20 protein-coding genes and 1 pseudogene are annotated in these 20,695 nt (G+C 63.6%); 7 read left to right on the forward strand and 14 right to left on the reverse strand.

Going from position 1 to position 20,695, the window contains the following annotated elements; translation table 11 throughout:
• Positions 1-3 precede the first annotated feature (3 nt).
• From AC0L20_RS00140 to AC0L20_RS00155, 4 genes are all read right to left on the reverse strand, one after another.
• A complete protein-coding gene (locus AC0L20_RS00140) occupies positions 4-486 on the reverse strand; it encodes a tripartite tricarboxylate transporter TctB family protein (protein ID WP_473286825.1) in 483 nt (160 codons plus the stop codon).
• A gap of 193 nt (positions 487-679) precedes the next feature.
• Positions 680-1,672, reverse strand: coding sequence for a Bug family tripartite tricarboxylate transporter substrate binding protein (locus AC0L20_RS00145; protein WP_473286828.1), 993 nt, complete (start codon positions 1,670-1,672; stop codon positions 680-682).
• A gap of 52 nt (positions 1,673-1,724) precedes the next feature.
• The gene (locus AC0L20_RS00150) at positions 1,725-2,984 is read right to left on the reverse strand and encodes a CaiB/BaiF CoA transferase family protein (RefSeq protein WP_473286831.1); all 1,260 of its coding nucleotides are present in this window, start codon (positions 2,982-2,984) and stop codon (positions 1,725-1,727) included.
• A 9-nt stretch (positions 2,985-2,993) separates the two neighbouring features.
• Positions 2,994-3,788: an enoyl-CoA hydratase/isomerase family protein gene (locus tag AC0L20_RS00155; RefSeq protein WP_473286833.1), complete on the reverse strand. Its 795-nt coding sequence runs from the start codon at positions 3,786-3,788 to the stop codon at positions 2,994-2,996.
• A 117-nt stretch (positions 3,789-3,905) separates the two neighbouring features.
• On the opposite strand from AC0L20_RS00155, the gene AC0L20_RS00160 reads away from it, so the two are divergent.
• From AC0L20_RS00160 to AC0L20_RS00170, 3 genes are all read left to right on the forward strand, one after another.
• Entirely contained in the window at positions 3,906-4,571 is a 666-nt protein-coding gene (locus AC0L20_RS00160) for a GntR family transcriptional regulator (protein WP_473286836.1), read from the forward strand.
• A gap of 189 nt (positions 4,572-4,760) precedes the next feature.
• Complete coding sequence (locus tag AC0L20_RS00165) at positions 4,761-5,732, forward strand: MBL fold metallo-hydrolase (protein WP_473286838.1); 972 nt, start codon at positions 4,761-4,763, stop codon at positions 5,730-5,732.
• 195 nt (positions 5,733-5,927) lie between these two features.
• Positions 5,928-7,748, forward strand: coding sequence for a peroxidase family protein (locus AC0L20_RS00170; protein WP_473286840.1), 1,821 nt, complete (start codon positions 5,928-5,930; stop codon positions 7,746-7,748).
• Between the two features lie 30 nt (positions 7,749-7,778).
• Here AC0L20_RS00170 and AC0L20_RS00175 read toward each other — a convergent pair whose 3' ends face one another.
• The 5 genes from AC0L20_RS00175 to AC0L20_RS00195 all read right to left on the reverse strand — a co-directional run bounded on the left by AC0L20_RS00175 (position 7,779) and on the right by AC0L20_RS00195 (position 12,746).
• Positions 7,779-8,498: a haloacid dehalogenase type II gene (locus tag AC0L20_RS00175; protein ID WP_473286842.1), complete on the reverse strand. Its 720-nt coding sequence runs from the start codon at positions 8,496-8,498 to the stop codon at positions 7,779-7,781.
• 91 nt (positions 8,499-8,589) lie between these two features.
• Positions 8,590-9,591, reverse strand: coding sequence for a class II fructose-bisphosphatase (glpX, locus tag AC0L20_RS00180; protein WP_007609885.1), 1,002 nt, complete (start codon positions 9,589-9,591; stop codon positions 8,590-8,592).
• A 97-nt stretch (positions 9,592-9,688) separates the two neighbouring features.
• The gene (locus tag AC0L20_RS00185; protein WP_473286844.1) at positions 9,689-11,005 is read right to left on the reverse strand and encodes a homoserine dehydrogenase; all 1,317 of its coding nucleotides are present in this window, start codon (positions 11,003-11,005) and stop codon (positions 9,689-9,691) included.
• Between the two features lie 29 nt (positions 11,006-11,034).
• Entirely contained in the window at positions 11,035-12,255 is a 1,221-nt protein-coding gene (locus tag AC0L20_RS00190; protein ID WP_018454429.1) for an LL-diaminopimelate aminotransferase, read from the reverse strand.
• 215 nt (positions 12,256-12,470) lie between these two features.
• Positions 12,471-12,746 (reverse strand): hypothetical protein, encoded by a 276-nt coding sequence (locus AC0L20_RS00195; protein WP_027517741.1) that lies wholly within the window; start codon positions 12,744-12,746, stop codon positions 12,471-12,473.
• Positions 12,747-12,999: 253 nt separating this feature from the next.
• Here AC0L20_RS00195 and AC0L20_RS00200 point away from each other — a divergent pair, with 253 nt between their 5' ends.
• From AC0L20_RS00200 to AC0L20_RS00215, 4 genes and pseudogenes are all read left to right on the forward strand, one after another.
• Positions 13,000-14,808, forward strand: a complete 1,809-nt coding sequence (locus tag AC0L20_RS00200) for a PHA/PHB synthase family protein (protein ID WP_473286846.1) — start codon at positions 13,000-13,002, stop codon at positions 14,806-14,808.
• Positions 14,809-14,873: 65 nt separating this feature from the next.
• Positions 14,874-15,272 (forward strand): MAPEG family protein, encoded by a 399-nt coding sequence (locus tag AC0L20_RS00205; RefSeq protein WP_473286848.1) that lies wholly within the window; start codon positions 14,874-14,876, stop codon positions 15,270-15,272.
• Positions 15,273-15,455: 183 nt separating this feature from the next.
• Complete coding sequence (locus tag AC0L20_RS00210; protein ID WP_473286852.1) at positions 15,456-16,223, forward strand: outer membrane protein; 768 nt, start codon at positions 15,456-15,458, stop codon at positions 16,221-16,223.
• Positions 16,224-16,297: 74 nt separating this feature from the next.
• Positions 16,298-16,408 (forward strand): annotated as a pseudogene (locus AC0L20_RS00215) (MAPEG family protein); the annotation flags it as partial.
• A gap of 22 nt (positions 16,409-16,430) precedes the next feature.
• On the opposite strand, the gene AC0L20_RS00220 reads toward AC0L20_RS00215, so the two are convergent.
• The 5 genes from AC0L20_RS00220 to AC0L20_RS00240 all read right to left on the reverse strand — a co-directional run bounded on the left by AC0L20_RS00220 (position 16,431) and on the right by AC0L20_RS00240 (position 20,582).
• The gene (locus tag AC0L20_RS00220; RefSeq protein ID WP_473286854.1) at positions 16,431-17,018 is read right to left on the reverse strand and encodes a class I SAM-dependent methyltransferase; all 588 of its coding nucleotides are present in this window, start codon (positions 17,016-17,018) and stop codon (positions 16,431-16,433) included.
• A 14-nt stretch (positions 17,019-17,032) separates the two neighbouring features.
• Entirely contained in the window at positions 17,033-18,079 is a 1,047-nt protein-coding gene (argC, locus tag AC0L20_RS00225) for an N-acetyl-gamma-glutamyl-phosphate reductase (RefSeq protein ID WP_473286857.1), read from the reverse strand.
• A 100-nt stretch (positions 18,080-18,179) separates the two neighbouring features.
• Positions 18,180-19,163: an N-acetyl-gamma-glutamyl-phosphate reductase gene (gene argC, locus AC0L20_RS00230; protein WP_473286860.1), complete on the reverse strand. Its 984-nt coding sequence runs from the start codon at positions 19,161-19,163 to the stop codon at positions 18,180-18,182.
• Positions 19,160-19,828 (reverse strand): FMN-binding negative transcriptional regulator, encoded by a 669-nt coding sequence (locus AC0L20_RS00235; protein WP_473286863.1) that lies wholly within the window; start codon positions 19,826-19,828, stop codon positions 19,160-19,162. The genes argC (AC0L20_RS00230) and AC0L20_RS00235 overlap by 4 nt, the downstream gene beginning before the upstream one ends.
• Positions 19,829-20,051: 223 nt before the next feature.
• Positions 20,052-20,582: a DedA family protein gene (locus tag AC0L20_RS00240; protein ID WP_473286866.1), complete on the reverse strand. Its 531-nt coding sequence runs from the start codon at positions 20,580-20,582 to the stop codon at positions 20,052-20,054.
• Positions 20,583-20,695: the final 113 nt, after the last annotated feature.

Below are 20,695 nucleotides of genomic sequence, written 5' to 3' on the forward strand. Positions count from 1 at the left end.
CCGTCAGAAGCCGAACGCCGCGGCGAGCGCGCCGTGCGGCAAGCTCACCTGGAACATGCGCTCGAACACGATGTAGAGCGCGAGCGCTGTCGCCGCCGCCGTGCCAAGCGCGCGCGGCACGGATTGTTGTCGGGGGATCGCGAGCACCGCGAAGATGTACAGGGCTGAGGCGACGTACATCCCGAGCAACGGAATCGCAGCCACGAAAATCGCGGCCGGCACGAACAGGCCGGCAAGCCGTCGCAGCTCGATCGATGTGATGGCAATGGGGACGTTCGCCAGTGACGTAACCGGCATCAAACCGCGCACCAGATTGTAGAGACTTCCAAGCACGATGATGATGCCGGTCAGGAACGGAAACGTCCCGGCGTCCACGCCCGCGCTCGACCAACCGATACCGTTATCGAGACTGGAGACGACGACGGCCACACCAAAGCCGCCGGTGAGGATTGCGGTCGCAAGCTCGAGGGCGCGGCGCGATATCATGGGCCACTCCAGCGAAACGCCAGATGTTTGCTCAGTCCTCGTCCTGAGGAGCGCGCTTTGGCGCGCGTCTCGAAGGACGGCTCCGGGCGACATCCCATCCGCGGCCATCCTTCGAGACGCCCGCCTGCGGCGGGCTCCTCAGGATGAGGACGGTGGTTGAACTCGGCTGCGCAATCGAACGCCATCGGCCGCTTCACTTGACCAACCAGCCCTGCTCGCCCGCGACCTGCTTGACGTGATCGAGGTCCTCCTTGATGAACTTGTCGAACTCGGCGCCGGTCAGGAAGGTGTCCACCTGGGAGGTTTTCTCGATGTAGTCCTTCCAGTCCGGCGTCGCCTGCACCTTCTTCATCAGGTCAACATAAAATGCAGCCTGGTCCGGGGTGACCTTGCCGGGGAGCCACACCGTCCGCGGCTGCTCATATTGCTTGATGTCGAGGCCCTGCTCGACGCAGGTCGGAACATCACCCCAACCTTCGGTCGCGGTGACCTTGGCGCCCTGCGGCAGCCGCTTCGGGCTGAAAACACAAAGCGGTCGTTGCGTTCCACCGCGCCACTGCCCGAGACTTTCGCTGGGATTGTTGACGTGGGAGTCGAGGTGTCCGCCGGCGAGCTGCACGGCGGTCTCGGCCCCGCTCTTGAAGGGAATGTAGGTCAGCTTGATGTGACCGGCCTTCTCGATCATCCGGGTCAGCACCTCGTCGGTATCCTTCGACTGCGCGCCGCCCATCTTGAATTCGCCTGATGCGGCCGCCTTCAGATAGTCGGCCGCCGTCTTGTAGGGCGCGTCCTGCTTGACCCAGAGCAGGAACTCGTCCTGCGCCATCGCCGCGATCGCAGTGAGATCGGTGTAGTTGAAGGCGACCTTGGAGACGAGCGGCTGCTGCCAGGCATTCGACGTGCCGAAGATCACCTTGTAGGGATCGCCGGCGGAGGCCTTGCCGTAGACATAGCCTTCCGCGCCGCTGCCGCCACCCTTGTTGACGACGACGATCGGCTGCTCCACCAGCTTGTGCTTGGTGATGATGTTCTGCACGGCGCGCGCGAGATTGTCCGTGCCGCCGCCGGGCCCGGCGGTCGCCACGAACTCGATCGGCTTTTGCGGTTGCCATGCACTGAGCGCCGGCGTCGTGCCGGCGAGCACTGTTGCGGCGGCGGAGAGCAGAAGCGTTGACGTCCGACCCATGATGTCCTCCAGCTGATTTTTGTCTCTTGTTCTTGTCGTTTTCGACGTCCGGTCAGGCGACGCGTTCCTCGCGTCTTCCCGATGCCAGCACGATTGCGCCTTCTTTTTCGAGCGCTTCGATCTGCTTCTGGTCGAACCCGTGCTCGACCAGCACCTCGCTTGTATGCTCACCGTAGACCGGCGCGCCCGTACGCACTTTGCCTGGGGTCTCCGAAAACTTGACCGGCAAGCCGATCGTCTTCACCGGACCGAGCGTGGAATGCTCGACCTCGACGACCATCTCGCGCGCCAGCGTCTGCGGATCGCTGAGCGCCTCCAGCATGTCGTGCACGGGTCCGCACGGCACGCCCTTCTCCTCCAATGCCGCGAGCCACTGCGCCCGCGTCCGGGTGCGGAAGCGCTCGCTCAGGACAGCTTCGAGCTCCTTCAGATTGGCCATGCGGTCGGCGCCGTTGATGAAACGCGGATCGGCGGCCAGCTCGCTCGCGCCAAGGGCCTCCAGCATCAGGAGCCAGTGCTTCTTGTTGGCGCCGCCGACCACCAGCCAGCCGTCCGAGGCCTCGAAGGCCTGATATGGCGCGTTGAGCGGATGGGCCGAGCCCATCGCGCGCGGCGCGGTGCCCGCGGCCAGCGCGATGGTCGACTGCCAGTAGGTCTGCACCAGCGCGGCCTCATAGAGCGAGGTCTCGACCCACTGCCCTTCGCCGGTCTTGAGACGGTGTGTGTAGGCCGCAAGGATACCCATGCTCGCCAGCAGGCCGGCAGTTATGTCGGACAGCGGCGGGCCGCATTTCACGGGCGGACCATCGGGACGTTCGCCGGTAAAGCTCATGATGCCGCTCATGGCCTGGGCGACCAGATCGAAGCCGCGGCGATGCTTGTAGGGTCCGGTGCGGCCGAAGCCCGACAGCGAGCAATAGATCAGCGCTGGATTCTGCTTGTGCAGGTCTTCGTAGCCGAAGCCGAGGCGCTCCATGGCGCCCGGCGCAAAGTTCTCGACCAGCACGTCGGCGCCCGCGATCAGCCGCCGCAACACCTGCTTGCCGCCCTCGGTCTTCAGATCCAGCACGATGCCGCGCTTGTTGCGGTTCATCATCAGGAAGGAGGCCGCCTCGTCGCCGATCTTCGGCGGCACCGAATGGCGGGTGTCGTCACCGTTCGGCGATTTCTCGATCTTGATCACGTCGGCGCCCATGTCGGCCAGCATCAAGGTGCAGGTCGGCCCTGCCATGACATGGGTGAGATCGATGACCTTGAGGCCGGCAAGCGGCCCCGAACGGCCGGAGGTTGATTGCGGGCGATCGCTTTGCATCGGGGCGTCCTACTGGCCGCGCCATTGCGGCGCGCGCTTGGTGAGGAAAGCATCGAGCCCTTCGCGAAAATCCTGGCTCGTGTAGCACATCAGGATGAGGTCCTCGCCCTCGTCCGGCGTCAGCCGCCTTTGCAGGCGCGCCACGGCCTGCTTGGTCGCATTCAGCGTGAGCGGCGCGTGGCTGGCCAGGAGCCGGGCAACCTCGTCCGCGCGTCGGTCGAGCGCGGCGAGATCCTCGACGACCTCGCCGAGCAGCCCGACACTGGCGGCCTCCGTCGCGTCGACCAGGCGCGCGGTGAAGATCAGATCCTTGACGCGGGCGGCGCCGATCAGCGCGGTGAGACGGCTGACATTGCACATCGACAGGCAATTGCCGAGCGTGCGGGCAATGGGAAAGCCGATCTTCGCGCTTTGGGTGCCGATGCGGAGGTCACAGGCCGCGGCAATGCCTGCGCCGCCGCCGGTGCAGAACCCGTTGATCGCGGCGATCGTCGGCACGCGGCACTGCTCGAGCGTGGTCAGCACCCGATCGATGCGGTTCTCGTAGTCGATCGCGTCCTGCGGCGACTTGAAATCGCGGAACTGATTGATGTCGGTGCCCGCGGCAAAGGCCTTGTCGCCGGCCCCGCGCAGCACCAGCACCTTGATCGCGTGATCGCCGTTGATCTCCTCGCAGATCGCGGCAAGCCGCTCGTACATCGCGAAGGTGAAGGCGTTGCGGGCCTGCGGGCGGTTGAAGGTGATCCGCCCGATGCCGTCCTGGCGCTCGAAAACGAGGTCTTCCGCCACCACCTGCTGGTCCATTTCCTCATGTCCTTCTGCTTTTCTACATTTTTGAATGCAAAATTACCGATTTACAAGCTGGGACTTGCATTATTTCGGGTATAGCTCCATTTTTGCATTCAAATGGACTTCAGACCCATGCTGCATGAGGAAGTCGTCGGCCGCATCCGGGCCATCCTGCTCGACGGCGAAATCCCGCCGGGCGCGCGGATTCCCGAGCGCGAGCTGTGCGAACGGCTGCAGATATCGCGCACGCCGCTCCGCGAGGCGCTCAAGGTGCTCGCCGCCGAAGGTCTCGTGCAGCTCCTGCCGCATCGCGGCTCGCGCGCAGCAAAACTGACCGACAAGGACATGCGCGACCTGTTCGAGGTCTGCCAGGGTCTCGAGGCGCTCGCCGGCGAACTCGCCTGCGAGCGCATCACGGATGCCGAGATCGACGCGATCGCCGCCGCGCACGGGGACATGGTGCGGCATTATCGCGAGCGCGATCTGATCCAGTACTATCGCGGCAACCGCGCCATTCACGAAGGCATCGTCGCTGCGGCCGGAAACCCGGTGCTCGCCGGGTTGTATGCGTCCGTGACCGCACGCATCCGGCGCGCGCGCTATGTCACGCCGATGACGCCCCAGCGCTGGGCGGTCGCCGTGCAGGAGCACGATGCCATCCTGAACGCCCTGCAGAGGCGCGACGGCGTCGGCCTCGCCCATATCCTGCGCGCGCATCTGCGCCACAAGCGCGAAGAGGTTTTGCAGGCGGGCTTTGCCGAAACGGAAGGCAGCGACCTGGTGCCGCGGATTGCGTGAGACGGCGTTCGCGACGCAGAAAGAAACTTGCGATCCCACTACAACGCGCGGTCAAGAGACACAATCGCGACACAATCATTGATTGCATTCAGCCGTACGTCGGATCGTGCTGACGCGAGGCGATCGGCGCTGGCCGAAAGTAACGCGCAAACAATTGCGCAAAACAAAAGACAAAAGCGGAGGAAACGCATGACAATCGATGTCTCACGCCGGTCCTTGTTGGCCCTCGGGGCTGGCCTTGGTGCCAGCGCAATGCTCGGCAGCAGCGCAATGGCGCGCGCTCCCAAGCTCGGTACCCAGACGCCATACTGGCACCGCTTCGTTCTTGGCGATGCCGAAGTCACTGTCGTCTCCGACGGACCGCTGCCGCTCGGCGACCCCTCAGGGACCTTCACCGGCGTTCCCAAGGAAGAGGTGAAGAAGATGCTCGTCGACAATTTCCTGTCGCCCGACAATGTCGTGCTCGAACAGAACTCTCCGATCGTCAACACCGGCGACAAGCTCATCCTGTTCGATACCGGCATGGGCAGTTCGAAGATGTTCGGCGCCACCACCGGCCGACAACAGAAGAGCATGACCGAGGCCGGCATCAAGCCCGGTGACATCGACGCCGTGGTCTGCTCGCATGCCCATATCGACCACATCGGCGGCATCGTGGACGACGGCGGCAAGCCGCTGTTTCCGAACGCGCAGATCTACATCTCGCAGACCGATTTCGACTTCTGGACCGACGAAGGCAAGCTCGGCAGCGACGCCAAGGATTTCGTCGTTCACGCCCGCAAGAACCTGCTGCCGGTGCGCGACCGCATCGTGTTCTTCAAGGATGGCCAGGAATTCCTGCCCGGCGTTCAGGCGATCGCAGCGCCCGGTCACACCGTCGGCCATACCATCTTCATGGTCTCGTCGGCCGGCAAGTCCTTCGCCTTCATGGGCGACCTCTCGCACCATCCCGTCCTGCTGCTCGAGCGGCCGCGGATGGAATTCTCCTACGACACCGATCCCAAGCAGGCGGCAGAATCGCGCGTCAGGCTGCTGACTATGCTTGCGGCGAATAAGACGCCCGTGATGTCCTATCACTTCGCATGGCCGGGCTATGGTCACGTTGCCAAGGCCGGCGAAGGATTCCATTATTATCCCGAACCGATGCAGATGACCTTGTAGATCGTCGGATCAGGTCCGGGTGGCGCAAGCGCCGCCCGGACTGTCCGAACGATCATCGCTGTCCGGCTGACCGGCAAGCAACTACAATCCGCAATGTCTCCGGCGGCGTTGGCAGGCGGACATTTTGGTGTTATTGAACTACAGCTACTAATTGCAAATCGAATTTTATTGACGTGAATTTGTTTGGGAGCGTCAATGTCCCGCGAGAACGATGGTTTTGTCTTCCATCGTGACCTGCTCCAACGGGTCCCGGATGTTGTCTATCGGGCCATCAACTTCTTTGTCAGATGGGACAAACTGCCGAGGCTGCTCGGAGCTGCCAATCTCTCGGCGTTCCGCGACCGGCTGCGGGAGCGCAATCTGCACCATACCGGCTACGGCACGACATCGCCTCGCTGGAGCACGGGCAATGACCGCTGGCGTTCCGCCGACGGCTCGTTCAACAGCCTCGACCATCCGCGCATGGGGATGGCTGGCGCCCGGTTCGGACGCAATTTCGCGCTGCCCGACTGCGTGCCGGACAGCCTGGACGACCTGCTCGAACCCAGTCCGCGCGTGATCTCGGAGGAATTGCTGGCGCGCCGCGAATTCATTCCCGCGACCAGCCTCAATCTACTGGCCGCCGCCTGGATCCAGTTCGAAACCCATAATTGGTTCAGCCATGGGTCCCCCAAGTCGGGAAACGAATTCAAGATTCCGCTGAAGCCAACCGACAAATGGCCAGCGGATCAGCGGATCGACGGCTGCATGAAGATCCGTCGGACCGTTTGCGACGAGACGCCACGTGAACCATGGCTCGGCGCGACCCCCACGTTCCGCAACCTCAACTCGCACTGGTGGGACGCCGGACAGATCTACGGCAGCGACCGCGCGAGGCAGATGCAGATCCGTTCCGGGGCAGATGGGAAGATCGCGGTCGGCGATGATGGGATGCTTCCAGCCGATCCGGTGCATCCGGGCGCCGATCTCACCGGCTTCAACGACAATTGGTGGGTGGGGCTCAGCCTGCTGCACAACCTCTTTGCACGCGAGCACAATGTCATCTGCGACGGCTTGAAGACGCGGTATCCGACCTGGAACGACGAGGCGTTATTCCAGCATGCGCGGCTGATCAACGCGGCCCTGATCGCCAAGATCCACACCGTCGAATGGACGCCAGGCATCCTCGGCCATCCCGCACTGGACTTCAGCATGCACGCGAACTGGTCGGGGATCCCGTGCCGGGTGCTGCGCGCAGTGCTCGGCAAGAACAGCGAAGCCGCCTTTGGTATCATCGGCTCTCCGACGGATCAGCACAGCGCGCCCTACGCGATGACCGAGGAATTCACCGCCGTGTACCGCCTGCACCCGCTGCTCCCGGAAACGATTGATGTGCGGCGGCTCGATAGCACAGAGATTAGCCCTAGCGGTTTGGTCGATATGCAGGGCCCCGCCTCCCGCGAGTTCATGCAGACTCACGGCTTCGTCGACCTGCTGTACTCGTTCGGCACCGCTCATCCCGGCGCCATTCGCCTCCACAACTATCCCAACTTTCTGCGCCAGTTCACGAAAGACGACCAGCCGCTGCTCGACGTGGCGGCGATCGACATCATGCGTGATCGCGAGCGCGGCGTGCCGCGCTACAATCGGTTTCGCGAACTGGTCGGCAAGAATCGGGTCAAGACATTCGAGGAAATCACCAGCATCCCCGGTGCCGCCGGGAAGATGCGCGCGATCTACAAGGGCGACGTCGATCGCGTTGATCTGATGGTCGGACTATTGGCCGAGGACCTGCCGGACGGTTTTGGCTTCAGCGATACCGCCTTCCGCATTTTCATCCTGATGGCATCGCGGCGTCTCAAGAGCGACCGGTTCTTCACCGATGACTACCGTGCGGAAGTCTACACCAATTTCGGTCTGGACTGGATCCACAACAACGGAATGAAATCGGTGCTGCTGCGGCATGTGCCGCACCTCGGACCGGCGCTCGAGGGCGTCAACAACGCCTTCGCCCCGTGGAACGTGCTGCGACGCTGAGCCTTGGCGCTCTGCAGAGTCGCAGCCGCCCTAGCATCCGAGATTGTCGGCGATTCCGCCAAAATCCTTGGCGACGATGTCCCAATTGCCGGTGGCCTCGAAATCGACCTTCTGGAGCGGACCGTATTCGGTCGGTCGCGCCACGAAAGCCGTCTTCAGCCCGTTCTTCTGCGCGGCGGCGAGATCGCCGTTGTGGGCGGCGACCATCATCACCTCTTCCGGCTTGAGGCACAGCAGGCGCGCGGCGCCAAGATAGGTTTCGGGATCGGGCTTGTAGTGCTCGAACAGCTCGGCCGACATGATGAGGTCCCAGGGAAGCTCTGCGAACTTCGCCATGTTGGTCAGCAGCGCGACATTGCCATTCGACAGCGGGGAGATCACGAACTTCGTCTTCAGCCGCGTCAGGCCCGCGACGCTGTCGGGCCACGGGTGCAGGCGGTGCCAACCCTTGGTGAGGTGATCGAGATCGGCTTCGGTCAGGCCTGGAATCGAAAATTGCGTGACCAGCTTTTCCAGCGAACGGCGATGCAGATCGTCGAGCATGACATAGCCGCGCTCTGGATGTTTGCGCACGTCATCCATCGAAGCCATGTACATGCCGCGCCAGCCGTCAACCAGTGCGGTCCAGTCGGCGGAGATGCCGCGGCCCTTCGCCCACCACATGAAGTCCGTGATCAGGCTGGTGCGCCAGTCGACGACGGTGCCGAACACGTCGAAGACGAGGGCTTTGACGGCGGAGAGATCCGACATGCGCGCTTCCCTTTAGGCTGCTTATTATTGGTCATTCCGGGATGCGCCGTGAGGCGTAAGCCCGGAATGACGGCCGTCGTCGTTACGTCGATCAGTCCAGGTGGAACTTCGCCAGTTCGCGGTGCTCGGCCTTGATGTAGCGTACGGTGCCGGTGACGGAACGCATCACCACCGTCTCGGTCTCGATCACGCCGTCCTTGCGGAATTTGACGCCTGACAGCAGCGAGCCCGTGGTGACGCCGGTGGCGGCGAACAGGCAGTCGCCGCGCGCCATGTCCTCGATGCCGTAAATCATCTTGGGATCGTTGACGCCCATCTTGGCGGCGCGCTCGCGCTTCTCGTCGGAGTCGAGGATGAGACGGCACTGCATCTGGCCACCGATGCAGCGCAGCGCCACGGCCGCGAGCACGCCTTCCGGCGCGCCGCCGGTGCCGAGATACATGTCGACGCCGGTATTGTCGGGGTCGGCGCAGTGGATCACACCGGCGACGTCGCCGTCAGTGATGAGGCGCACGGCGGCGCCGGTCGAGCGCACGCTCTCGATGATGCTGGCATGGCGCGGCCGGTCGAGCACGAGAACGGTGATGCCGTCCGGCTTGACGCCCTTGGCCTTGGCGAGGCGGCGGACGTTTTCGGCCGGCGTCGCATCGAGCTCGACGACGCCCTTGTCATAGCCGGGACCGATCGCGAGCTTCTGCATGTAGACGTCGGGGGCGTGCAACAGCGTGCCGCCGTCGGCCATCGCCATGGTGGCAATCGAGCCCGGCATGTTCTTGGCGCACAGCGTGGTGCCTTCGAGCGGGTCGACCGCGATGTCGACCTGCGGGCCGGCGTTCATGCCGACCTTCTCGCCGATGAAGAGCATCGGCGCCTCGTCGCGCTCGCCCTCGCCGATGACGATGGTGCCCTCGATCGGCAGCTTGTTGAGCTCGCGCCGCATCGCGTCCACCGCGGCCTGGTCGGCAGCCTTCTCGTTGCCGTGCCCGCGCAGACGCGCCGAAGACACCGCCGCCCGCTCCGTCACACGCACGATCTCCAGCGTGAGAATGCGCTCAAGCAATGCTTGCGGCGGGACTGAAATATGGGTCGACATCGGCTCACTCCTTCGAAACAGTTTTGGACGGACATCTCCGCCGCATCAACTCGTAACACCCACAGTTCGTTCGAACCGTGTCATTGCTTAAGCATGCTCAGTTCTTCTCGATCCTGATGACCTGCGGCCGTCCGCTGATCACCTTGTCCTTCTGCACGGCCGCGAGCGCGCGGCGCACGGCGTCCTCGTGCGTGGCATAGGTGATGAGGATGACGGGCACCGGGACCGCCTTCCCGTCTGCCGGCGCGGCGCCACCATTGGGATGGCGCTGCACGATCGACTCGATCGAAATCTTCTGCTCCGCGAGCCGCGTCGCGATCGCAGCCGCGGTGCCCGGGAAATCGCGTGCCAGAAGGCGGATATAGTAGCCGCCCTCGTGGCGCTCCATCGGCGCCTTCTTGGTATCGCGCAGCTGCGCAATCGGCCGGCCGAACGGATTGGCGCGAATGCCGCGCGCGACGTCGGCAATGTCGGCCACGACGGCGGATGCGGTCGCCGCTCCCCCGGCACCGGGGCCGACCAGCGTGATCGGCGGGATGCCCTCGCCATCGATCGTGACAGCATTGGTGACACCCATCACCTGTGCGATCGACGAGGATTTTGGAACCATGGTCGGATGCACGCGCTGCTCGATACCCTTGGCGGTGCGAACGGCGACGCCGAGCAGTTTGAGCCGGTAACCAAGATCGTCGGCGGCACGGAGATCTTCCGGCGCGATGGAGGAGATACCTTCGACATACACGGCGCTTTGAGCAACTTTCGTGCCGAAAGCGAGGCTGGCAAGAATGGCGAGCTTTTGCGCGGTATCGTGGCCGTCGACGTCGAACGACGGATTGGCCTCGGCATAGCCGAGCCGTTGCGCATCCTTCAGGCATTCGGCGAAGGACAGGCCCTCCTGCTCCATCCGGGTCAGGATGTAATTGCAGGTGCCGTTGAGGATGCCGTAGACCCGGTTGATCCCGGTTCCGGCAAGACCTTCGCGTAACGTCTTGATGACAGGGATCGCTGCACCGACGGCTGCCTCGAAATTCAGCGCGCCGCCGTGCTTTTCGGCGGCCTTTGCCAGCTTGAGGCCGTGCTTTGCCAGCAACGCCTTGTTGGCGGTGACGACGGATTTGCCGGCAGCGAGCGCGGCCTCGACCGCCGACAGGGCGGGATCGCCGGAGCCACCCATCAGCTCGACGAAGCAGTCGATGCCGGGATGCGTGGCGAGGGCAAGCGGATCCTTGACCCACTCGACGCCGCGCAGATCGACGCCGCGCTTCTTGGCCTTCGAGCGCGCGGTGACGGCGACGACGCGGATGCCGCGGCCGCTGCGGCCGGCAAGCACGCGCGCCTGCGTTTCAATCAGACGGACAACTTCGGCGCCCACGGTGCCGAGCCCCGCTATGCCCACTTTCAGGGGTGCAACCATGATGCCTTGGAAAACCTGCGGAAGAGAACTTAACGCCGAGTGGCGAGCGGAACGACGTTGTGCAACGTTTCGATGCCGCTTTCAAGGAAGCGGCGCACGCCGCGCGCGGCCTGCCTGATCCGTTGCTCGTTTTCCACCATGGCGATACGGACATATCCTTCACCATGCTCGCCAAAGCCGACGCCGGGCGAGACCGCGACACCGGATTTCTCCACCATCAGGGTCGCGAACTGCATGCTGCCGACGCTGCGGAAGGCTTCCGGCAGCGGCACCCAGGCAAACATCGACGCTTCCGGCGGCGGGATCTCCCAGCCGGCACGGCCGAACGATTCCACCAGCGCGTCGCGCCGCTTGCGGTAGGTGTCGCGCATCTCCTTGATGCAATCGTCCGGTCCGTTCAACGCGGCGGTCGCCGCGACCTGGATCGGCGTGAACGCACCGTAGTCGAGATAGGATTTGACGCGGCCGAGTGCCGCAATCACGCGCTCGTTGCCGACCGCGAAGCCCATGCGCCAGCCAGCCATCGAATAGGTCTTCGACATCGAGGTGAACTCGACAGCGACGTCCATCGCGCCCGGCACCTGGAGCACCGAGGGCGGCGGGTTGCTTTCGTCGAAATAAACCTCGGCATAAGCGAGATCGGACAGGATCAGGATCTCATGCTTCTTCGCGAATGCGACCAGGTCCTTGTAGAAGTCGAGGCTCGCGACATAGGCGGTCGGGTTCGAAGGATAGCAGACGACGAGCGCCAGCGGCTTCGGGATCGAATGCACGATCGCCCGCTCGACAGCCTCGAAGAATTGCGGCGTCGGCTCCGAGGGCACCGAGCGGATCACGCCGCCTGCCATCAAGAAGCCGAAGGCGTGAATCGGGTAGCTCGGATTCGGACAAAGGATGACGTCGCCGGGCGCGGTGATCGCCTGCGCCACGTTGGCAAAGCCCTCCTTGGAGCCGAGCGTCGCCACCACTTGAGTGTCGGGATTGAGCTTCACGCCGAAACGGCGGGCGTAGTAGCCGGCCTGGGCCCGGCGCAGCCCGGGGATGCCGCGGGAGGCCGAGTAGCGGTCGGTGCGCGGCTTGCCCAGCGTCTCCTTCAGCTTCTCCAGCACGTGCGCTGGCGCCGGCAGGTCCGGATTGCCCATGCCGAGGTCGATGATGTCGGCGCCGGCATTCCGCGCGGCTGCCTTGGCCCGGTTGACCTGTTCGAACACGTAAGGCGGAAGGCGGCGGATGCGGTAAAACTCTTCCATGGCTCTCTCGGCTCCGGGCAACCGGTCAGGACAGAATCGACAGGCCATAATGGCGATGCGGAAAGGCGCTCGCCTCCCTCGCGAAAATTACTCAAGATCAAATACTTAGAGCAATTATCGACGACGGTGACTGAAGTCGTTCGCCCTGACTCTCGGCTGAACTAAGGTCTTTTAGCACGGCGAGGCGGAGGCGCCAGCGATTACCTTGCAGCGCGCTATTTCGCGTCCTTGGTGGCAACCGCCTGACGGTCGCGCGCGGCAGCAAGTTCGGCCTCGATCTTGGCGCGTTGGTCCGGCGGCATCACCGCCTGATCGCGATCCGGCGGCAGATCGTGCACCGGCAGATAGCTACCGGCCTCCCTGGGATGCGCTTGCGCATCGGAAGGCGTCATATCGGCAAGCTGGCTCGAGCAGCCGCCCAGGGCGAGCGTCGCCATCAGCAGCGCGCCACAGATCCGTCGCGACTTTTGCAGGTCCCTCAACGCCAACACTAGGGAAATCCCCACTTCGTCCCAAAGCACGGCCCCGGGCAACCTTACCCAAGTCCGCGCCCAAGCTCAAACCATTGCTGCCCAAATGGTCCGAGCGAGAAAATAGCCCCGATCCACCAAGCCGAGCGGTGCGGCTCGATTGTGACGGAACCAAGAAAATTTGTCGCACCGCAACACATCTTCGAGAGTGTTTAATGCCAAACATGCGAGCTTCGCGGTGACGAATACGGAATGAATCGTTACTGTTCTGCTCATGAGTATGGCCACGACCGATACGCCCAAACCCGAGACCAAGTTCGATGCGGAAGCCTTCGCGATGAATGTCGCGCGGGCGATGGAGAGCGGCGGCAAGGCGCTCGCCGCGTACCTGAAGCCGCGCGAGAGCGGCGAGGTGCAGGATCGTCCGCCGGCCGAGCTTGCCGAGGTCGTCAAGACCTTCACCGCCGTCGCCGAATACTGGCTGTCGGATACGTCGCGGGCCTCCGCACTCCAGACCAAGCTCGCCAAGGACTATCTCGACCTCTGGGGCTCGGCGGCGCGCCGCATGGCCGGTCAGGACGCCCCGCCCGCGATCGCGCCCTCGCCGCGCGACAAGCGCTTTGCCGATCCGGAATGGAAGTCGAACCAGTTCTTCGATTTCATGATGCAGCTCTATTTGCTCACGACCAAGTTTGCGCAGGAGCTTGTGCGCGACGCCGAGGGGCTCGATCCGCAGACCCGCCGCAAGGCCGAGTTCTACGTCCAGCAGCTCACCAACGCGATATCGCCCTCCAACTTCGTGCTGACCAATCCGGAAGTGCTGCGCGCGACGGTGGCCAGCAGCGGCGAAAATCTCGCGCGCGGGCTGAAGATGCTGGCCGAGGACATCGCCGCCGGCAAGGGCACGCTGAAGATCCGTCAGTCCAATCCGGACAATCTCGTCGTCGGCGTGAACATGGCGACGACGCCGGGCAAGGTGATCTACCAGAACGAGATGATGCAGCTGATCCAGTATGCGCCGGCGACGGAGAACGTGCTGCGCACGCCGCTCCTGATCATCCCGCCCTGGATCAACAAGTTCTACATCCTCGATCTCAAGCCGGAGAAATCCTACATCAAGTGGTGCGTCGACCAGGGCATCACCGTGTTCGTGATCTCATGGGTCAATCCCGACAAGCGGCTCGGTGCCAAGAGCTGGGAAGACTACATGAAGGAAGGCCCGCTCACGGCGATGGACGTGATCGAGAAGGTCACCGGCGAGATGAAGGTGCACACCGCCGGCTATTGCGTCGGCGGCACCATGCTCGCGACCACGCTGGCCTGGCTCGCCGAGAAGCGCCGCCAGCGCGTGGCATCCGCGACGTTCTTCGCGGCACAGGTCGACTTCACCCATGCCGGTGATTTGCTCGTGTTCGTCGACGAGGAGCAGATCGCATCCCTCGAGCAGGACATGAAGGCGGCGGGCGTGCTCGAAGGCTCGAAGATGGCGATGGCCTTCAACATGCTGCGCTCCAACGATTTGATCTGGTCCTATGTCGTCAGCAATTACCTCAAGGGCCAGCAGCCGAGCGCGTTCGACCTGCTGCACTGGAATTCGGACGCGACGCGCATGACGGCGTCGAACCATTCGTACTATCTGCGCAATTGCTATCTGGAGAACCGGCTCTCGACCGGCACGTTGGTGCTGGACAACACCCTGCTCGATCTCTCCAAGGTCATGGTGCCGATCTACAATCTCGCAACCCGCGAGGACCATATCGCGCCGGCGGAATCGGTGCTGTACGGCTCCCAGTTCTTCGGCGGCCCGGTGAAATACGTGCTGTCCGGCTCGGGCCACATCGCCGGCGTGGTCAATCCGCCCGCCTCGAACAAATACCAGTACTGGACCAACGACAACGTCAAGTCCGCTAACGTCGCCGAGTGGATGAAGGGCGCGGTCGAGCACAAGGGCTCGTGGTGGCCGGACTGGCGGCAATGGCTGGGCGCACTCGATCCCGAGGAAGTCCCGGCCCGCACGGTCGGCAGCGAGGCGTTTCCCCCGATCGAGGACGCGCCCGGCAGCTATGTCAGGGTTCGCGCATAGCAGAATCTTCCGCGCTTTCGTATAAGCTCTACGCCTGCAGCAGAAATTGATGAGGGGACCGGGTTATGACGCGTGAATTGTTCTGGCTGACACTGACGGTGGCCCTGACCGGAATCCTCTGGATTCCCTACACCATCAACCGCTGCCAGATTCGCGGTCTCGGTGGCGCGATGGCCAATCCCTCGCGCACCGACAAGCCGCAATCGGAATGGGCGAACCGCCTGATGTTCGCGCATGACAACGCCGTCGAGAACCTCGTGCTGTTCGCGCCGCTGGTGCTGATCCTGAACGCAATCGACTACTCCTCGAAATGGACGGCGCTTGCTTGCGCCGTCTATTTCTGGTCGCGCGTCGCGCATCTGATCGTCTATGCGCTCGGGATCCCGGTGTTCCGCACGGTGGCCTTCACCGTCGGCTTCATCGCGCAGGCTGTGCTGGCCGTCGCGATCTTCAAGGTGGTTTGATCGCACCTCCGATGGCTTAGCGCCTGCAACAAAGGGGGGGAAATCCTCGAAAGCCTGCCCCGGCCGCCGGTGTTGCCAAAGGATGACAGTGCAACAAAAAACAGGGATGCGATCCTGGGTGCACACGAAGGATCGCCCATCCACAGGTATATTTGCCCATCGCATTGATGATTCGGGGCAAACATGAATTGGAAGATTGCAACCGCGCTCGCCGGCCTCTCGCTCGCAGCCGTCGCGACCCAGGCCAGTGCCGCAGATCTCGCCGCCCGTCCCTACACCAAGGCGCCGCCGATGATCGCGGCGATCTATGATTGGAGCGGCTTCTACATTGGTGCCAACGGCGGCTATGGCTCGTCACGCAATTGCTGGGACCAGACTGTTGGTTTCGCGCCCGGCGTTGCGGAAGGCTGCCATGACGCAACGGGCGCCGTCGCCGGCGGCCAGATCGGTTATCGCTGGCAGAGCAGCGCCTTCGTGTTCGGCCTCGAAGCACAGGGCGACTGGGCCGATCTCTCGGGCCGGAACACCAGCACCGTAGCCGGCGTCGCGAACCGCACCCGCGTCGATGCTTTCGGCCTGTTCACCGGCCAGGTCGGCTACGCCTGGAATAACGCACTGCTTTACGTGAAGGGCGGCGCCGCCGTCACCCGCGATCGCTACCGCGGTATCGGAACGGGTGGTCTGGCCGGAGCCGAGTTCGATCGTGCCGACGACACCCGCTGGGGCGGCACGGTCGGCATCGGCATCGAATACGGCTTCGCCCCGAACTGGTCGGTCGGCCTCGAATACGACCATCTGTTCATGGGCCGTCACGACGTCACGCTCACCTCCAACGGCGCGCTGACGCCGGTCGGCACGTTCTCACGCACCGACCGCATCGGCCAGGACGTCGATTTGATCACCGCCCGCATCAACTACAAATTTGGCGGCCCGATCATCGCGAAGTACTGAGGAAGCGTCTCGCAACCGTCATGCCCGGGATAAGCCCGGCCATGACGAGCAGCGAATGTTGCTCCTACTCGTCAGCGCATCCGATCGTCTATGCGCTCGGGATCCCGATATTCCGCGCGCTGGCCTTCACCATCGGCTTCATCGCGCAGGCCGTGCTCGCCGTAGCGATCTTCAAGGTGGTTTGAGATCAGGCCTCGTTGTTCTAGATCAGGCCTTGCGAACGACGAGATGCAGCATGTTCGCCGGCGTCTCGTCAAAGCTCTGGATCACGTTCCTGTCCGACGACAGCGTGATCCATGGACCTGCGCTGGCGTAAGTCGCCTCGAGCCATTCTGGCGACGCATAATTGTAATAGCGCCCGAGACTGTCCCGGCTGTCGCCCTCGCCCATCTTGTAGCTGGCATAGAACACGCCTGACGGCCTGAGCGCGCGATGAATCCGCGCCAGGATGCCGGCGAGTTCGTCGCGCGGCACGTGCAGGAGACAGGCGCTGGCCCAGACGCCGTCATAGGCCTCGTGCGCGTCAAGCTGGTCGAACCGCATCGCCTCGACCGCATGACCGAGCCGCTGCGACGCGATCTCGGCCATCTCAGGCGAGCCGTCGGTGGCGCGCACCGAAAAACCTTCGGCCAGCATCACCGCCGAATGATTGCCGGCGCCACAGCCGAGCTCGAGGATCGAGCCGCCGGACGGCAGCAGAGCGAGAAAGCCTCGCAGTCGCGTCGAGGGCGCCTTCGCCCAGTCCGCATAGGACCGGGCGTTGCTGCGATAGAATTGCAGAGTCCCTTCGTCCACGGCAACCACTCCGATCAGGGAAACAGCGCGATCTGCTCCAGTCCAGCGGTCTCGGGGAATCCGAACATCAGGTTCATGTTCTGGATCGCCTGACCGGCCGAGCCCTTCACCAGATTGTCGAGCACCGAGATCACGATGGCGCGGTTCTTGATCCGGTCGGCGATGACGCCGATCTGCACATAGTTCGAGCCGCGTACGTTCTGGGTCTGCGGCAGCACGCCCTTCTTGACGACATGCACGAACGGCTCGTTCGCGTAGGCTTGCGCGAGCGTGGCCCGCAAATCGTCCGGCGTCGCGCCGTTGAGCTTGACGTAGGACGTGCAGAGTTCGCCCCGCGACATCGGTATGAGATGCGGCGTGAAATTGACGGTCACGCGCGCGCCCGCCGCGACGCCGATCTCTTGTTCGATCTCCGGCGCATGCCGGTGCGTGCCGACCGAATACGGCGAAATCCCCTCGCCCGCCTCGCTGAACAGCGTGTTCTGCTTCAGGCCGCGTCCGGCGCCGGTGACGCCTGACTTGGCGTCGATCAGGATGTCATCGACGTCGATCAGTTTTGCTTTCGCCAGTGGCACCAGCGCCAACAACGCTGCCGTCGGATAGCAGCCGGGACAGGCGACCAGCCGCGCCGCGGTAATCTTCTCCCGATAGAATTCGGTCAGGCCGTAGACGGCTTCGCCTTGCAACGCGAGCGCCTGATGTTCGTGGCCGTACCACTGCGCGTAGGTTTCCTTGTCGCGCAGCCGGAAATCGGCGGACATGTCGAGGACCTTGATCTTCGGGTTGGCCTTCAGCACGGCCGCGATGATCTGCTGCGTGGTGCCGTGCGGCAGTCCGCAGAACACCGCGTCGAGCTTGGTCCAGTCGACCTTTTCCCATTCCACGAGTTGGGGCAAATCCAGCATGAAGAAATGCGGAAACACCTCGCTCATGGCTTTGCCGGCATGGGTGTTGGCGGTGAGTGCCGTGATTTCCGCATTCGGATGCCGCGCCAGCAGGCGCACCGCATCGGCGCCGGTGTAGCCGGACGCGCCGAGAATGCCGATTCTCTTCGAACTCATCACACGTTTCCTTTCAGGCATCGCAGGATCGTCTTGCCGGAGTAGAAAATTGCAGCGTCGCTTCGTCCACCGGACCGGTCTGGCAGGCAACGCTGATCGGCTACTCCTCGGCAAGGCCCAGCATCAGCCGCATGTTCTGCACGGACGCGCCGGACGCGCCCTTGCCGAGATTGTCGAGCCGGGCGACCAGCACCGCCTGGTGATGTTTGTCGCTGGCGAAGACGTAGAGCTCGAGCATGTTGGTCTCGTTGAGCCCTTCCGGCTCAAGCTTGCCTGCCTTGGTCGCTTCGTTCTGAAGCGGCATCGCCGAGACGTATTTCGAGCTGGCGTAACGCTTGGCCAGTGCGGCCTGGAGATCGGCGCCGCTGGGCTTGCCGGGCAGCGTGTCGAGCTGGAGCGGCACCGAGACCAGCATGCCCTGCCGGAAATTGCCGACGGACGGGATGAAGATCGGCCGCCGGGTCAGGTTCGAATAGAGCTGCATCTCCGGCAGATGCTTGTGCTCGAAGCCAAGGCCGTAGAGCTCGAACGAGGGCGCGCTGCCGTCCTCGAAACTCGCGATCATCGACTTGCCGCCGCCGGAATAGCCGCTCACCGCATTGACGGTGACGGGATAGTCCGCAGGCAGCAGGCCGGCATCGACGATCGGTCGCAGCAGCGCGATCGCGCCGGTCGGATAGCAGCCGGGATTGGAGACCTTCTTCGCAGCCTTGATCTTGCCGGCCTGATCCGGCGTCAGTTCCGGAAAGCCATAGGCCCAATCGGGCGCGACCCGGTACGCGGTCGAGGCATCCAGCACCTTCGGGCCTGACGGCCCCATGCTGTCGATGAGCGCAACCGTCTCCCTGGCAGCGTCGTCCGGCAGGCAGAGGATGACGAGGTCAACCTCCTCCATCAGCGCCTTCTTGGCCGCGGGATCCTTGCGCTTGTCGTCGGCGATCGTCTTCACGACCACGTCGTTCTGCAGCTTCAGCCGCTCGTTGATGCCAAGCCCGGTGGTGCCGGAGCCACCGTCGACGAAGACACTGGCGGGCTTCTTGGTGACGCATGTGGTCGGGGCTTTGGTGGTGTCCGCGAGGCTCATGGTACGCTCCTTTCGAGCTTGTTGGTTTCGGCCGCGAAGGCCTCCGGCCTTACGTCCTGCATCAGTTGCGCGATCGCCTTGGCGTCAGCATGGGCTTGCGCGCCAAGCGCGTTGGCGATCGCCATATAGTCGGCTTCGGACTTGTGCTGATTGAGCTTGAAGCTGCCTTCGACCTCTTCAACCGTCATGACCAGACCCACGATTCCCTTCTTCAGCGCCTCGAGCCGCCCGGCAGTCATCTTGCCTGAGGTCCACGGCTTCTTCGGCAACAGCCAGCTCTCGAACTTGTCGCTGAGCGTGTCGATCTGCACGGCCAGTTCACCATCCGATAACAACCGCACCGGCCCGGTCAGATGGACCGACTGGTACAGCCAGGTCGGCACCTGATCCGGCGAGACGTACCAGTCCGGCGACACGTAAGCATCGGGGCCGTTGATCGCGAGCAGCCAGGAGGTCGTCCCGTCCGCAAGCTTTAGCAGCGGATTGTGACGGGCAACGTGAAAGGCGGCCTGCGGCGTGCCGTCGGCGGCATAGGTCAAGTAGAACGGAATTGGCGAGGCGACCGGCTTGTGGCCGTCGAAGGCGCAGATGGTGCCGAAGCCGCGCGTGTCGGCGAATTTCAGGCTCGCGGCGCGGTCCTGCTTGAAAAAGGGTGGCGTGTACATCGTAGTCTCCTGCTGGCCTCCTTGGTGGCCGCCGGATCAGATCGCACTGACAGGAGAGAGAATGCCGCGGATCGGATCCAGCGGCAAAGACGATGATCTCAAACGCGATCGACCGCCCAAACCGCTAAAGAGCGGCGGCGGCGACGGGCGAACAAAATGGTCGCGGCGTTGATCATGGCGCGGGGCTATAGGGCCAGTTGCGGTTCGCGTCAAGGTTCGGACGTCACACCACGCGCCAGATCCATTCCATGATCTTGGCGATCACGTCCCCGAACAGCAGGAGCGCCGCCGACCAGATCAGCGCCGAGACGAAATTGGCGGCCTGGAAGCTCCAATAGGGCATCTCGAAAATGCCGGCTGCGAGCGGCACGGAGGCACGCAAGGGACCGAAGAAGCGGCCGATGAAGATGCTCGGCACGCCCCAGCTGCGCACGAAGGCCTCACCCCGGGGCAGGAGTTCCGGATAGCGCGAGAGCGGCCACATCTGGGCGACCTTCTCCTTGTAGCGGTAGCCGAACCAGTAGGAGACCCAGTCGCCCAGCGCCGCGCCGATGCCGCCGGCGATCCAGACCGGATAGAAGCTGATGCCGCTCGCGCCGATCAGCGCGCCGATCGCGACCAACGCGCCCCAGGCCGGGATCAGCAGCGAGATGAAGGCGAGCGACTCCCCGAAGGCGAGCACGAACACGATGGGAGCTGCCCATGTCTGGTGAGAGCGCACGAAATCGGCCAGCGCGTGCGCAAACTGCTCCATTCAAAATAGCCTTTCCGCCCTGCCCGAAGGTGCTGCTCGATGAAAAGGACTGGTAAGCCAAGGACTTGTGTGACATCAAGTCACAAAGTCCGGTCCAGGCCGGACCGGAACGT

This window comes from Bradyrhizobium sp. Kon58 (genome assembly GCF_055807455.1).